This window comes from Pseudothioclava nitratireducens (assembly GCF_029210495.1).
In the GTDB taxonomy this organism is placed as follows: Bacteria; Pseudomonadota; Alphaproteobacteria; order Rhodobacterales; family Rhodobacteraceae; genus Pseudothioclava; species Pseudothioclava nitratireducens.
In genome coordinates this window covers 192,766-206,438 of the sequence record NZ_JARGDK010000004.1, presented here as the reverse complement: position 1 = coordinate 206,438, position 13,673 = coordinate 192,766, and the positions used below count along the sequence as shown (strand labels likewise).

At 65.8% G+C, this 13,673-nt stretch carries 12 protein-coding genes; 8 read left to right on the top strand and 4 right to left on the bottom strand.

Going from position 1 to position 13,673, the window contains the following annotated elements; all coding sequences use genetic code 11:
* Positions 1-15 precede the first annotated feature (15 nt).
* The 4 genes from P0X85_RS06605 to P0X85_RS06590 form a co-directional block, all read right to left on the bottom strand.
* Positions 16-933: a hypothetical protein gene (locus tag P0X85_RS06605; protein WP_275810395.1), complete on the bottom strand. Its 918-nt coding sequence runs from the start codon at positions 931-933 to the stop codon at positions 16-18.
* A 3-nt stretch (positions 934-936) separates the two neighbouring features.
* On the bottom strand, positions 937-2,040 hold the full coding sequence (locus P0X85_RS06600) for an acyltransferase family protein (RefSeq protein WP_275810392.1): 1,104 nt from the start codon (positions 2,038-2,040) through the stop codon (positions 937-939).
* 156 nt (positions 2,041-2,196) lie between these two features.
* Positions 2,197-2,994, bottom strand: a complete 798-nt coding sequence (rlmJ, locus tag P0X85_RS06595) for a 23S rRNA (adenine(2030)-N(6))-methyltransferase RlmJ (protein WP_275810389.1) — start codon at positions 2,992-2,994, stop codon at positions 2,197-2,199.
* 565 nt (positions 2,995-3,559) lie between these two features.
* On the bottom strand, positions 3,560-3,763 hold the full coding sequence (locus P0X85_RS06590; RefSeq protein WP_275810386.1) for a DUF1127 domain-containing protein: 204 nt from the start codon (positions 3,761-3,763) through the stop codon (positions 3,560-3,562).
* 340 nt (positions 3,764-4,103) lie between these two features.
* On the opposite strand from P0X85_RS06590, the gene P0X85_RS06585 reads away from it, so the two are divergent.
* From P0X85_RS06585 to mraY, 8 genes are all read left to right on the top strand, one after another.
* Positions 4,104-5,165, top strand: a complete 1,062-nt coding sequence (locus P0X85_RS06585) for an Mrp/NBP35 family ATP-binding protein (RefSeq protein ID WP_275810383.1) — start codon at positions 4,104-4,106, stop codon at positions 5,163-5,165.
* A gap of 734 nt (positions 5,166-5,899) precedes the next feature.
* A complete protein-coding gene (gene mraZ / locus P0X85_RS06580; RefSeq protein ID WP_420851794.1) occupies positions 5,900-6,364 on the top strand; it encodes a division/cell wall cluster transcriptional repressor MraZ in 465 nt (154 codons plus the stop codon).
* Between the two features lie 3 nt (positions 6,365-6,367).
* The gene (gene rsmH, locus P0X85_RS06575; RefSeq protein WP_275810377.1) at positions 6,368-7,366 is read left to right on the top strand and encodes a 16S rRNA (cytosine(1402)-N(4))-methyltransferase RsmH; all 999 of its coding nucleotides are present in this window, start codon (positions 6,368-6,370) and stop codon (positions 7,364-7,366) included.
* Positions 7,363-7,713: a cell division protein FtsL gene (gene ftsL / locus P0X85_RS06570; protein WP_275810374.1), complete on the top strand. Its 351-nt coding sequence runs from the start codon at positions 7,363-7,365 to the stop codon at positions 7,711-7,713. The genes rsmH and ftsL overlap by 4 nt, the downstream gene beginning before the upstream one ends.
* Entirely contained in the window at positions 7,710-9,491 is a 1,782-nt protein-coding gene (locus tag P0X85_RS06565) for a peptidoglycan D,D-transpeptidase FtsI family protein (RefSeq protein WP_275810371.1), read from the top strand. Before ftsL ends, P0X85_RS06565 begins: the two co-directional genes overlap by 4 nt.
* 91 nt (positions 9,492-9,582) lie before the next feature.
* Positions 9,583-11,067, top strand: a complete 1,485-nt coding sequence (locus tag P0X85_RS06560; protein ID WP_275810368.1) for a UDP-N-acetylmuramoyl-L-alanyl-D-glutamate--2,6-diaminopimelate ligase — start codon at positions 9,583-9,585, stop codon at positions 11,065-11,067.
* On the top strand, positions 11,067-12,518 hold the full coding sequence (locus P0X85_RS06555; protein ID WP_275810363.1) for a UDP-N-acetylmuramoyl-tripeptide--D-alanyl-D-alanine ligase: 1,452 nt from the start codon (positions 11,067-11,069) through the stop codon (positions 12,516-12,518). The genes P0X85_RS06560 and P0X85_RS06555 overlap by 1 nt, the downstream gene beginning before the upstream one ends.
* Entirely contained in the window at positions 12,518-13,600 is a 1,083-nt protein-coding gene (gene mraY / locus P0X85_RS06550; RefSeq protein ID WP_275810360.1) for a phospho-N-acetylmuramoyl-pentapeptide-transferase, read from the top strand. The genes P0X85_RS06555 and mraY overlap by 1 nt, the downstream gene beginning before the upstream one ends.
* The last annotated feature ends 73 nt before the right edge of the window (positions 13,601-13,673 follow it).

The following is a 13,673-nucleotide window of genomic DNA, read 5'->3' as shown; positions in this document are numbered from 1 at the left end:
GTGCCGTTCTAAGGCTCAGACCGGCAGCCCGCTGCCATCCTCGTCGAAATAGAGCGCATCAATCTGGCGATTGCTCTCGCGGTAGCGCGCGAGGATACGCTCGCGTGCGGCGCTGTCGAGCAGCGTCGAACCGCGCCGCAGCCGAACCCCGCTGCGCCGGAGCATCCCGAAGCCGCGCCACGTCACCCACCGCGCCGCATCCCGCAGCGGGCCGGGGGCGGCATTGGCATAGCGCAGCGCCTGAACTGTCGCGCGCGGCAGGGAGGCATTGCTCGACGCGACCTGCTCGAAGCGCAGGTCCGGTGCGATCCCGGCATCTTCCAGAAACGCGTCGATCAGCCGATGACGGGCTTTCTCGAAGGAGCGCACGAGGATCGTGTCTGCGCCCACGCGCGCGCGCAGTTGCTCGATACGGAACATATGGTCGAGCAGTTCCGGTCGGTCGCAGGCCTCGATCCGTTCGGGCCAGGATGACAGGCAGCGCTTCACCCGCTCCTGATAGAGTGAGACCAGCAGGTCGTCCTGACGGCGCAGATACAGCAGCCAGTCGCGCTTGGCATGGGCAAAGAGGCGGATCAGCGCGGGATAAACCGTTTCGGGCAGCACCTCGCGCGCAAGCGCCTCGGTCGAGATCAGAACCGTATCGGGATAGGTGCGTCCGATTTCCCGGGCCATGGCTTCGGCATGGTGCTGAAACGTGATCGGATCGGCCTCTGCCAGTGAGACCACGAGCGGATGGTGCAGGTTCAGGAGGCGCTGGCCCCGCAGCCGACCGGCCTCGGGGTAGAGCACGCCCTGATCGAGCAACCGTCCGCGATTGCGTGCCAGAAACGCCTGAATCGTGGTGGTGCCGGTCTTGTGCGGGCCGGTATGGAACAGCACACGCCCGTGAAACGGAATCGGCTGGATCTCGGGAAACGGGCGGTCGAACATGGCTCAGGGCCCCTTGCGCCCGAGGCCCGCAAGCAACGGTCGCGGCTGTGGCAGGCTGGGCGCGAACAGCCACGCGGCGCGGGTGTTGCGGCTCAACCGATGCAGCCAAAGGCTGATCGCAACGCCAAGGATGGTGAGCATGATAGCCGCCGGGGCCAGAACCGGTAGCGCGGGCGACAGGCTGGGCGCGACCCCCGCCACGATCAGCCGTTCCGCTGTCAGGTGCAGCACATAGATCGGCAGCGTGTTGCGCCCCAGCATGACAAAGAGTGCGCGCATCGGGGCCACCGCGCTGATCGCGCGCGCCACCAGAAGCCCGATCATCACCCCGCTGACAGAGCCAAGCAACGCGAAGACGGCGCGTGCGACGCTTTGCTCGGTCTGGCCCTGCAAGAGCCAGGCCCAAAGCGGAAACAGCGCGGCAATCGCCAGGGCCGAGGGCATGCGTCCCGTCACCAGCCGCACGATCCACGGGCCAAACCACGCCCCCGCGACGAAGAAGACCAGATAGGAGAGCAGGTTGATCTGGGTCCAGCTCAGCGGGGTATCGAGTCCCCGCGCATAGACAAACGCGAGCAGACCCAGCCCCAGCGCCAGCGGCCTCACGGACCACAGCGCCCGTGTGAGCGCTGTGTAGATCACCAGCGCCCAGAGAAACCACAGTGCCGTGCTGGGATCATACAGCGCGCGCGCCAGTTCGCTCAGCGCCCGCGACAGCCCGCCGCCTTCCAGCCCGCTCAGATGGGTGAAGAGGGTGATGATGACGGTCCAGATCACAAAAAGAGCCCCCAGCATTCCGCAGCGCCGCGAGAGCACCGTGCGCCAGTCCCGTGCCATCAGCCGCGCCGCAAACATCCCCGAGATCAGAAAGAACATCGGCATGCGGATCGGCCGTCCGGCGGCGTTGATCTGGTCCAGAAGCGGATGACTCAGCCCGGCCTGTTCGAGCGACCAGCAGGCGTGAAAGAAGGCGACCATGAGGATGGACCCGCCTTTTGCAACATCGAGCCATGCGATCCGCTCCCGCCCCCGCGGCGGTGGGGAGAGTTCGGGGCGCGTCCCGGGTGTCGGGCGTCGGTCGGTCGTCTGTCTGGTCGTCAGGGCCACAGGCGTCCTCCGTTCGATCTCGAACCGGACCATCCTACACAAGACCGGCGTGATTTGACCTTACGGAAAGAAAATCACAACTTGTGGTTGTGGATGAACACCATGGATGCTTGGATTTTCAGCGCGCATCCCGAATTCGCGCCGCCCCTGTCGGGGTCAGAGCGCGGCGTAGAGCTTGCTCAGCCGTTGTGCCTCGCCCTCGATTCCCCACGGCGCATTGAGGATCGCCATGCCCGAACCCACCATCCCGTGTCCCTCGCGGGCGGGCGGGAAGCGAACCTCGTGAATGAAGATATCGGGGTGCATTTCGCGCAGGGCGCGCACCATTGCCACCTGCGTGCGCGCGATCGGCACATGGGCGGCGAGGATCGGATACCAAAGCGCGATCACCCCGACATTCCATTTCCGCGCGACCTGCGAGATCAGGCGCGGCAGGGCCTCATAGTCGGATTTCACCTCGTAGGAGGGGTCGATCAGCATGATGCCGCGCCGGGGCGTGGGCGGCGCCAGAGCCAGCGCCATCTGCAAGCCGTCCTTCTGGTGGAAGATCCCCCCATGCGGGGCCATCGCCTCACGCAGGGCCGCGAATTCGCGCGGGTGCAATTCGCACAGATGGATCGCATCCACCGGGCGCAGCAGGTTTGCGGCCAGCAGCGGTGAGCCGGGATAGGCGCGCGGCCCATGCGCGGCGGTCACCGCGTCGAGGGCGCGCATATAGGGGTGGTCGGGCGCGAACCAGCCAAGCCCGCGCACCTTCTCGATGCCCTGCGCCGCCTCGCCGGTCTTGAGCGCCTCTGCCGCGTCGAGCTGATAAAGCCCGCGCCCGGCATGGGTCTCGATATAGGAGAGCGGTTTGTCCTTGCGCGTCAGGTAGTCGAGCATCACCGCCATCAGCGCGTGCTTGTGCACGTCCGCCAGATTCCCCGCGTGATAGATGTGCTGGTAGGAGAGCATCGGTTTGTCCCTTTCGCGCCTGTTCCCGGTGATGCCCTGTTCCGGGGGGCGATGGCAAGGGCGCTCTGGAACTGAAAACGGCGGCACCCAGGGAGGAGGAGGGGCGCCGCCGTTCAGAACCTTGGGCCTCAGGGAGGAGGAGGAGGCCGTCGGTATGTGCTGGCGCCACCTCGGGAGGAGGATGAAGCGGCGCCGCGATCCCCTTTATGCGCCCCGGGAGGAGGTGGGGCAGGGGAAGAAGGTAGCGGTGACCTCAGGGAGGAGGAGGAGGTCACCGCCGGGAACGATTGGCCCAGGGAGGAGGAGGGGCCTTTCGTAACCATGGGCCAGGGGCCCGTGAGCGCTGGTCCGGGCTGAAGTGCGGCGCCCTCAGGGAGGAGGAGGAGGGCGCCGCCTTCATCACGTCGGCCTCAGGGAGGAGGAGGAGGCCGTCGCATCGGACATCCGGCATGGATCATCACGATCCCGGGGCCGGTATTTCGTGGCGACACCCTCAGGGAGGAGGAGGAGGGTGTCGCCGATTTCCGAGGCTCAGGGAGGAGGAGGAGCCTCTGGAAGGGTAATCTTATTTGCCGTAGGCCGCTTCGTAGGCCACGCGGGTCACCATCGAACGATGGATGCCCAGATCGTCGAGTTCGCGGGTCGAGAGCGCGTTCAGCTCGCGCAGGGTCTGACGATAGACTTTGCGGCGGGCGATTGCGTCGGCGATGCCGGCGAAGAGATTTGCGATGCCGAACTCGGCGGTGCGGGTGTCATGGACGAGAGCCATAATCTTGAACCTTCTAACGATGTGCCGCCTCGGGGGGAGGACCTTGAGCGGCGTGTCACTGATCGCGCTTGATGCGCTGTTGGGGCTAACATGGCTCCAATGCTGCAACTGCACAATGGGTCGCAGGCTCAATGCCGCCATGCAGAAAATGCATAACGGTTGCTGACCTAATTCCGGGTGCGCCCTGCGCGCGCTGCGGTGACCTTACGTTCACGTCATGCAAGCCTTTGACCCGTTGGGAAAAATCGAGTCCGGCGGATAACTTTGTCGCGCCCCCCTTGTTCTCCGGGGGGAATTGGTCACAGTCAGGCCCGGACACGGAACAGCGCGGAGATTTCACATGACTGTTACAAAAGAGCAGGTTCTGGAGGCTCTGAAGCAGGTCAAATTCCCCGATGGCGGCGATCCGGTGAGTCGCGATTTCGTCCGCGCGCTCGCGGTCGAGGCGGGGGTGGTGCGCTTCGTGCTGGAGGGCGCGGGGCCCGAGGCGCTTGCGGCGATCAAGCCCACGCTCGAAGCGGCGGTGCGCGCCGTGCCGGGTGTCGGTTCGGTGACCATCGTGGTGCCCTCCGGCCCGCCGCAAGGGATGGGCGGGCCCAAGATCGGCGGCCATCCGACGCCGCAGGCCGGGCCGCTGCCGGTGGCGGGCGTCAAGACGATCATCGCGGTCGGGTCCGGCAAGGGCGGCGTCGGCAAATCGACGGTCAGCTCCAACCTCGCCGTCGCGCTCGCGCGGGCGGGCAAGAAGGTCGGGCTGCTTGACGCGGATATCTATGGCCCGTCGCAGCCGCGCATGATGGGGGTGAACAAGCGCCCGGCCTCGCCCGATGGCAAGACGATCATCCCGCTTCAGGCGCATGGCGTCACGCTGATGTCGATCGGCCTTATGCTCAAGGAGGATGAAGCGGTCATCTGGCGCGGGCCGATGCTGATGGGGGCGCTGCAACAGATGCTGGGGCAGGTGGCCTGGGACCATTACGGGCCGCTCGACGTGCTGGTGATCGACCTGCCGCCGGGCACGGGCGACATTCAGCTTTCGCTCTGTCAGAAAACCAAACTCGATGGCGCGATCATCGTCTCGACGCCCCAGGACGTGGCGCTGCTCGACGCCAAGAAGGCGCTCGATATGTTCCGCCGGCTGGGCACGCCGGTGATGGGGCTGATCGAGAACATGTCGACCTATACCTGTCCGAATTGCGGCCATGAGGCGCATCTCTTTGGTCATGGCGGGGTCGGGGCCGAGGCTGAACGGCTGAACCTGCCCTATCTGGGCGAGTTGCCTCTCGATCTCGATGTGCGGCTCGCGGGCGATGCGGGCACGCCAGCGGCGGCGCAGGGTGGGGCCGCGGCCGAGGCCTATGCGGCTATCGCGGCCAAGCTGATCGGTGCGGGCGTAGTCTGACGCGCCAGAGATCATTCTGAAGACGAAGGGCGGTGCCGGAGCGGCGCCGCCCTTTTTTGCTTCTTGTGGGTGGGTGACGGGAATTCATGGCGCTGAATCGTGGGTGCCGACGGGTCTCATGGGAATTCGCGGGAAAAGTGCTTCCCGCGCGGCCCTCACGACGAATCACCGGGCCGTGACGCGCCGTGTTTCCGAGTGATTTCGCGCATTGCGGGGTGAAATCGCCGCCTTTTGGCAAAAAAATCGTCTGAAAATGGGAAAGCGTGGGATGGCACTGGAGTGCCTACATCTAGATGTGACGATGATGTGTGGCACTATTTGTGGTTAATCTGTGTGTGATTTTGGCCCAATATGTTGTTTCATCTGACCTCTTCGCACCAGATATTCCCGATTGGTGGGTGAAATTCCTATTGCTTCCCGTGAAATCCCATGGCATCCCTTGTGCATCGGAAGCGGAAATAAAAAACTTCCAAGAGGCACCAAGACCTCACGGCGAAAAGAGCAGGTTTCATACAGACCTTCGCTTCTGAAAAGAGAGATCCGGCGCGCGAGCGAGCAGACATCCCCCCAGGTGGCGCGCGCAGTCGGACATACCCAGAGATGGGACGAGGGCGGCGGATTGGGCAGTGGCAGCAGCCCGATCCGCCGTTTTCCTATTCGGCCACGGGTGGGGATGATTGGGACAGGAGATCGCGCGTTTGGCACGCCGGTTCAGAGGTTCGGAGACATTCAAGGTGGACGCGAAAGGTCGCGTTTCCATCCCCGCCTCATTTCGCCGTGTCATTGAAGCCTGCGATCCCGACTGGTCCACCGGCTCCCGCGCCAATATCGTCATCGTCTATGGCGGTCCCGAGCAGAACTGGCTCGAGGTCTACACGATGGAAGCCATCGCCGAGATCGACGAGCAGATCGACCTGATGCAGCGCGGCTCGGTCGAGCGCGAGGAAATCGAAGAATTGATGTATGGGCAGTCGCATGAGGCGCAGATCGACGATGACGGTCGCCTCGTCCTGCCGCAAAAGCTGCGCGAGAAGATCGGCCTGTCGAAAGAGGCGTTCTTCGTCTCGGCAGGGACCAGCTTCAAGATCTGGGACCCCGAGGCCTATGAGGCCGAACAGGCCGCCCGCAATGCCGAGCGCAGCCAGACCCGGCCGCGCAATTACGACCCGCTCGTCAATCTGCCGCCCTTGCCGAGGTAGATCATGAGCGCTGCCGCCCCCCATATCCCCGTTCTTCTGCGACCGCTTCTGAAAGCGGTCGCGCCTGTCTCTGGCCTATGGCTTGATGGCACCTTCGGGGCGGGCGGCTATACGCGCGGACTTCTGGAGGCGGGCGCCGACAAAGTGATCGGTGTCGACCGCGATCCGATGGTCTTCGAGATGGCGGCTTCGTGGCGTGACCAATATGGCGACCGGCTGGAGCTGGTCGAAGGCACCTTCTCCGAACTCGACACCTATTCAGCCGACCTGCTCGATGGGGTCGTGCTCGATCTCGGCGTGTCTTCGATGCAGCTCGATCAGGCCGAGCGCGGCTTTTCCTTCCTGCGTGACGGGCCGCTCGACATGCGCATGTCGCAAGAGGGGCGTTCGGCGGCGGACATCGTCAACGAAGACGACGAGACGACGCTGGCCGACATTCTGTATCACTACGGCGAAGAGCGCGCCTCGCGCCGCATCGCCCGCGCCATCGTTGACGCGCGCAAGGCGCACGCCTTTGAAACAACGCAGCAGCTCGTCCATGTGATCGAGCGCTGCCTGCCGCGCCCGAAGCCCGGTCAAAGCCATCCCGCGACCCGGTCGTTCCAGGCGATCCGGATCGCGGTCAATGACGAGTTCGGCCAGCTCATCGAGGGGCTTGAGGCCGCCGAGCGCGCGCTCAAACCCGGTGGGAAGCTGGCGGTCGTGACCTTCCACTCGCTCGAAGACCGCGTGGTCAAACGCTTCTTGGCGGCGCGCAGCTCGACGGGGGGCGGCGGCTCGCGCTATGCGCCTGCTCAGCATGCCGCCGACCCCGCTTTTGTCGAGGTGTCCAAAGCCATCGGTCCGGATGCCGAGGAACTCGAGGAAAACCCGCGCGCACGCTCGGCCAAACTGCGCGTCGCCACTCGTACCGCAACCCCCGCCGGACAGGCCGACCGCAGCGCCCTTGGCCTGCCCGCCCCGGTCCCCGGCGCCATTTCAGCCCAACGGAGACGTCGATGAGAAGCCTGATCTATCTTGCCACCGCGCTCTGCGTGATGGGGCTGATCTTCTGGGCCTATCGCGTGAATTACGAGACCCAGGACCGCCAGAGCGAGATGCGCGAGTTGCAACGCGAAATCGCAAGCCTGCGCGAAGGGCTGGGCGTTCTGCGCGCGGAATGGGCCTATCTGAACCGTCCTGACCGTCTGCGGGAACTGGTGAACCTCAACTTCGCCTCGGTGCCGCTCCTGCCGCTCGCCCCCGAGCAATTCGGCGCGGTGGCACAGGTCGCCTATCCGATGCCCGAACCGCTCCTCTCGGAGCCCATCGACGTCATCGCCACCGAGCTTGAGGAGGCCGCAGAATGATCCGCACCCCGCTGCGCCCGCTGGCCCATATCCTGAAAGCCCGCGCGACCGGACAGAACCCCGACGCCATCGAACGCGAGAATATCCGTCTGCGTGGTGAGGCCAACCGCGACCGCGAGCGTGCCCGCGCCGAAACGCGCCTGCTGCTTATGGCGGGCCTGTTCCTGTTGGCCTTCATGACCGTCGGTTTGCGCATGGGCGCGATGGCCGCTGCCCCGGTCGAAGAGCCGCAACTGGCCGAATCCGAAGCCGCGATCCTCGCGCAGCGCGCCGATATCGTGGACCGCCGGGGCCGGGTTCTGGCGACCAACCTCGTGACCCACGCGCTCTACGCGCAGCCGCCGATTATGGTCGATCCGGTCGGCACCGCCGAAAAGCTGGTCAGCATCTTCCCCGATCTCGACCGCGAGCGGCTGGTGCGCGATTTCACCGGCGCGCGCAAATTCGTCTGGCTGAAAAAGCGCATCTCGCCCGAGCAGATGCAGGCCGTGCATGATATCGGCGATCCGGGGCTGCTGTTCGGCCCGCGCGAGATGCGTCTCTATCCGAACGGCGCGCTGGCCTCGCATATCCTTGGCGGCGCGCGCTACGGGGCGGAGGGGGTCAGTTCGGCCGAGATTATCGGCGTGGCCGGGATCGAGAAATTCAGCGACGACTGGCTCCGCGATCCCGCGAACGAGGGCGCGCCGCTGCAACTTTCGATCGACCTCACGCTGCAATCGGTGGTCGAAGAGGTGCTGGCGGGCGGCATGAAGCTGATGAATGCCAAGGGTGCCGCAGCCATTCTGATGGAGGTCGAGACCGGCGAGGTTCTCGCCATGGCGAGCCTGCCCGATTTCGACCCGAACGACCGTCCGCATGCGCTGACCGAGGGCGATGCGTCCGACAGCCCGCTGTTTAACCGTGCGGTGCAGGGCGTCTACGAGCTTGGCTCGACCTTCAAGATTTTCGCGGTGGCACAGGCGATGGAGCTTGGTCTCGTGAACCCCTCGACCATGGTCGACTCGCGTTCTCCGATGCGCTACGGCAAGCACCGTATTCGTGATTTTCATAACTACGGCAAAGAGTTGTCGGTCACCGACGTGATCGTCAAATCCTCTAACGTGGGCACCGCGCGGATCGTGCAGATGATCGGGGCGGAGCGTCAGAAGGAGTTCCTCGACCGTCTGGGCTTCTTGCAGACGACCCCTGTCGAGGTTGTCGAGGCGGGGACGGGCCGTCCGCTGTTGCCGCCGAAATGGACCGAGATTTCCTCGATGACCATTGGCTATGGGCACGGGCTGTCGGCCTCACCGATGCACCTCGCCGCCGCCTATGCGACGATTGCGAATGGCGGGAAGCGGGTGACGCCGACGATCCTTCACGCCGAGAGCCACCCCGAAGGTGAGCAGGTCATGTCCGAAGCCGTCGCGCGCCGGTCGCTGGCGATGATGCGCGCCGTCGTGACGCGCGGCACCGCCTCGTTTGGCGAGGTCGCGGGCTATCAGGTCGCGGGCAAGACCGGCTCCGCCGACAAGGCGAAGCCCACCGGCGGCTACTATGACGACAAGGTCATGGCGACCTTTGCCTCGGTCTTCCCGGTCACCGATCCGAAATACGTGCTGGTGCTGACCCTTGACGAGCCGAGCGAGAATTCCGGCAAAGAGCCGCGTCGCACCGCCGGTTGGACTGCCGTTCCGGTGGCCGCCGAGGTGATCCGCCGGGTGGCACCCCTGATGGGGCTGCGACCGACCGAAGGGCCGGATGAGCTCGAAGGCATCACGCTCGTGCGCAACTGACCGCGCGGGCCTGCCTGCGCGCGCCCTTGCGCGTTGACGCGGGGGGGCAGCCCACGATAAACGGGGCGTGGGTGAAAAGAGGGCACAAGATATGGGTTCGGCGACCAAAGCCTTGAGCGAATTGGGCCTCACCGCCCTGCATGGCGCGGATGTGCAGATCACCGGAATTTCGGTCGATAGCCGCCAGATCAAGCCGGGGCATCTTTTTGCGGCAATGCCGGGCGTCAAGATGCACGGGGCCGAGTTCGTGCCCTATGCGCTGCGGATGCAGGCGGCGGCTGTTCTGACCGACCGCGAAGGCGCCGAGATCGCGCGCGAGGCGCTTGCCGGCACCGATATCGCCCTTGTCGTGACCGAGGACCCGCGTCAGGCGCTCGCCTTTGCCGCCGCGCTTTGGTTCGGCGCGCAGCCCGAGACGATGATCGCCGTGACCGGAACCAACGGCAAGACAAGCGTCGCGAGTTTTACCCGTCAGATCTGGCAGTTGCTCGATTTCGAGGCCGCGAATATCGGCACGACCGGCGTCGAAGGGGCCTTCAGCGCACCCTCCGCTCACACTACGCCCGAACCGGTGACCCTCCACCGTCTGCTGGCCGATATGGCGGCGGCGGGGGTGACCCATGCCGCGATGGAGGCCTCGTCCCACGGGCTCGCGCAGCGTCGTCTCGATGGGGTGCGGCTTGCGGCGGCGGGCTTCACGAACTTCACCCAGGACCATCTCGATTACCACGCGACCTTCGATGAGTATTTCGCGGCCAAGGCGGGGCTTTTCACCCGTGTGCTGCCCGAGGACGGGGTGGCGGTGCTCAATATCGACGACCCGCGCGGGGTGGAGCTGTCGAAATATGTGACCGCGCGCGGTCAGCGCCTGATTGCCATTGGCCACGCGGATTGGGCCGACCTGCGGCTTCTGGGGCAGCGCTATGACGCGACCGGGCAGGATGTGCGCTTTTCATGGGAGGGGCGCCCCTTCATGACGCGCCTGCCGCTCATTGGCGGCTTCCAGGCGATGAACGTGTTGACCGCTGCGGCGCTGGTGATCGCCTGCGGTGCCGATCCCGAGGCGGTCTTTGCGGTTCTTCCCCGCCTCGGCACTGTGCGCGGGCGGATGCAACTGGCGGCAACGCGCGAGAATGGCGCGACCGTGTTCGTCGATTACGCCCATACGCCCGACGCGGTCGAGACCGCGCTCAAGGCGCTGCGTCCGCATGTCATGGGGCGGCTCGTGGCCATCGTCGGCGCGGGGGGCGACCGCGACCGCACCAAGCGCCCGCTGATGGGCCGGGCCGCCGCCGAGAATGCCGATCTGGTCATCGTGACCGACGACAATCCCCGCACCGAAGACCCGGCCTCGATCCGGGCCGCCGTGCTGGACGGCGCGGGCCCCGAGGCCACCGAAATCGGCGATCGCGCCGAAGCGATCCTGCGCGGCGTCGATGCGCTTGGGCCGGGCGACGCGCTTCTGATCGCCGGCAAGGGCCATGAAAGCGGTCAGATCATCGGCACGGATGTTTACCCCTTCGACGATGCCGAGCAGGCCTCGGTCGCTGTGGCTGCACTGGACGGGAAAATCTGATGGCCGTGCTCTGGACCTACGAAGACGCCGCCGCTGCCACCGGGGGCCGTGCGACGCGCCCCTTCGGCGTGACCGGCATTTCCATCGACACGCGGACGATCCGCCCGGGCGAGCTGTTCGTGGCGCTTACGGCGGCGCGCGATGGCCATGATTTCGTGGCGCAGGCGCTGGCGCAGGGCGCAGGCGCGGCACTGGTCAGCCGCATCCCCGAAGGCTGCTCCGAGGATGATCCGCTGCTGATCGTCGATGACGTGCTGAGCGCGCTTGAAGATCTGGGGCGGGCCGGGCGCGCGCGGGCGCGGGGTCGCGTGCTGGCCGTGACCGGATCGGTCGGCAAGACCTCGACCAAGGAGATGCTGCGCGCGGTGCTTTCGGCGCAAGGCAAGGTTCATGCCGCCGAGGCGAGCTTCAACAACCACTGGGGCGTACCGATCACGCTTGCGCGGCTGCCTGCCGATGCCGATTTCGCGGTGATCGAGATCGGGATGAACCATCCCGGCGAAATCGCGCCGCTTGCGCGGATGGCGCGGCCCCACGCGGCGATGATTACGACCGTGGCCCCCGCCCATCTGGAGGCTTTCGAGAATATCGAGGGCATCGCGCGCGAAAAGGCGGCGATCTTCGAGGGGCTGGAGCCGGGCGGTATCGCGGTGATCCCGACGGGCCTTTCGGTCACGCCGATCCTGCGCGACGCCGCCCATACGCGCGCGGCCAAGGTGCTCAGCTTCGGGCCGGAGGCCGGGTCGGACTACCTGCTGACCGACGCGCGCCCCGGGGCCGATGCGACCGTGGTGCGGGCGACCCATGCCGGGCAGGACATGCTCTTCAAGGTCATGGCCCCCGGCGCGCATTTCGCCGCCAATGCGCTTGGCGTTCTGGCGATCTGCGAGGCGGTGGGTTGCGATCCGGCGGTTGTCGCCTGCGATATCGGTCTGTGGGAGCCGCCCGCTGGCCGCGGCGCGCGCGAGCGGGTCTACATGGACATCGTCGATGAGCGGCAAAGCTTCGATCTTTACGACGACGCGTTCAACGCGAACCCCGCCTCGATGGCGGCGGCGCTCGATGTGCTCGCCGCGACCGAGCCGCGCGACGGCATCGGACGGGTTGCGCGCGGGCGCCGCGTCGCGGTGCTGGGCGACATGCTTGAACTTGGCCCCGAAGAGGCCACGCTCCATGCCGCCATCGCCGGTCACCCCTCGATGGCGCGGATCGATATCGTGCATCTGGCCGGGCCGCGCATGCGCGCGCTGTTCGAGGCGCTGCCCCGCGAGAAGCGCGGCGAATGGCACGAGAGCGCGAAAGGGCTGGTCGATCGCGCGCCGCATCTGGTCGATGCGGGCGATGTGGTGCTGGTCAAGGGGTCCAAGGGCTCCAAGGTCAGCCTTGTGGTTGACGCCCTGAAAAAACTGGGGCAACCGGGCGCGGCGGACGCGCATAAGGGGAAAGAGTAATGCTGTATTGGTTGACCAACCTCTCGGATGGTGGCGACATCTTCAACCTGTTTCGCTACATCACCTTCCGGGCGGGGGCCGCGTTCTTCACGGCGCTGATCTTCGGCTTTCTGTTCGGACGCCCGCTGATCAACATCCTGCGTCGCAAACAGGGCAAGGGTCAGCCGATCCGCGATGACGGCCCCGAGGGACATCTGGCCAAAGCCGGGACGCCCACGATGGGGGGCTTGCTGATCCTCTCGGCGATGCTGGTCTCGACCCTGCTTTGGGCGCGCCTCGACAATGGCTATGTCTGGATCGTGCTGGGCGTGACCTATGGCTACGCGGCGATCGGCTTCTGGGACGACTATGCCAAGGTCTCCAAACAGAACGTCAAGGGCGTCTCCGGGCGCGTGCGTATGGGGCTTGGCCTCGCGCTGGCCGCCTGCGCCGGGATCGCCGCCGCATGGATGCACCCGAGTGACCTTTCGGGCCAGCTTGCGCTGCCCGTGTTCAAGGATGCGCTCATCAACCTGTCGATCTTCTTCGTGCCCTTCGCCATGATCGTGATCGTGGGGGCGGCGAATGCGGTGAACCTCACCGACGGGCTCGACGGGCTGGCGATCATGCCCGCGATGATCGCAGCCGGAACGCTGGGCACCATCGCCTATATCGTGGGGCGGGTCGACTTCACCGAATATCTCGAGGTGCACTACGTGCCGGGCACCGGCGAAATCTTCATCTTCACCGCCGCGCTGATCGGTGGGGGCCTGGGCTTCCTTTGGTATAACGCACCGCCCGCCGCCGTGTTCATGGGCGATACCGGCTCGCTCGCCCTTGGCGGCGCGCTCGGCGCCATCGCGGTCTGCACCAAGCACGAGATCGTGCTGGCCATCGTCGGCGGTCTCTTCGTGGTCGAGGCTCTTTCGGTCATCATTCAGGTCGCCTATTTCAAACGCACCGGAAAGCGGGTTTTCCTGATGGCGCCGATCCACCACCATTTCGAGAAGAAAGGTTGGGCCGAGCCGCAGATCGTGATCCGTTTCTGGATCATCTCGCTGATCCTCGCGCTGATCGGCCTCGCGACGCTGAAGCTGCGCTGACACGCTCGGCGGGCAGGGGCGCTGCGCCTCTCGGTTCGCGCCCATTCACCCCCGGAGCATTTCGGGCTTCATA

Excerpts from the sequence above, each read along its gene's own strand:
- P0X85_RS06605 (WP_275810395.1), bottom strand. The coding sequence starts at position 933 with ATGTTCGACCGCCCGTTTCCCGAGATCCAGCCGATTCCGTTTCACGGG.
- rlmJ (WP_275810389.1), bottom strand. The coding sequence starts at position 2,994 with ATGCTCTCCTACCAGCACATCTATCACGCGGGGAATCTGGCGGACGTG.
- P0X85_RS06590 (WP_275810386.1), bottom strand. The coding sequence starts at position 3,763 with ATGGCTCTCGTCCATGACACCCGCACCGCCGAGTTCGGCATCGCAAAT.
- P0X85_RS06585 (WP_275810383.1), top strand. The coding sequence starts at position 4,104 with ATGACTGTTACAAAAGAGCAGGTTCTGGAGGCTCTGAAGCAGGTCAAA.
- rsmH (WP_275810377.1), top strand. The coding sequence starts at position 6,368 with ATGAGCGCTGCCGCCCCCCATATCCCCGTTCTTCTGCGACCGCTTCTG.
- ftsL (WP_275810374.1), top strand. The coding sequence starts at position 7,363 with ATGAGAAGCCTGATCTATCTTGCCACCGCGCTCTGCGTGATGGGGCTG.
- P0X85_RS06565 (WP_275810371.1), top strand. The coding sequence starts at position 7,710 with ATGATCCGCACCCCGCTGCGCCCGCTGGCCCATATCCTGAAAGCCCGC.
- P0X85_RS06560 (WP_275810368.1), top strand. The coding sequence starts at position 9,583 with ATGGGTTCGGCGACCAAAGCCTTGAGCGAATTGGGCCTCACCGCCCTG.
- P0X85_RS06555 (WP_275810363.1), top strand. The coding sequence starts at position 11,067 with ATGGCCGTGCTCTGGACCTACGAAGACGCCGCCGCTGCCACCGGGGGC.
- mraY (WP_275810360.1), top strand. The coding sequence starts at position 12,518 with ATGCTGTATTGGTTGACCAACCTCTCGGATGGTGGCGACATCTTCAAC.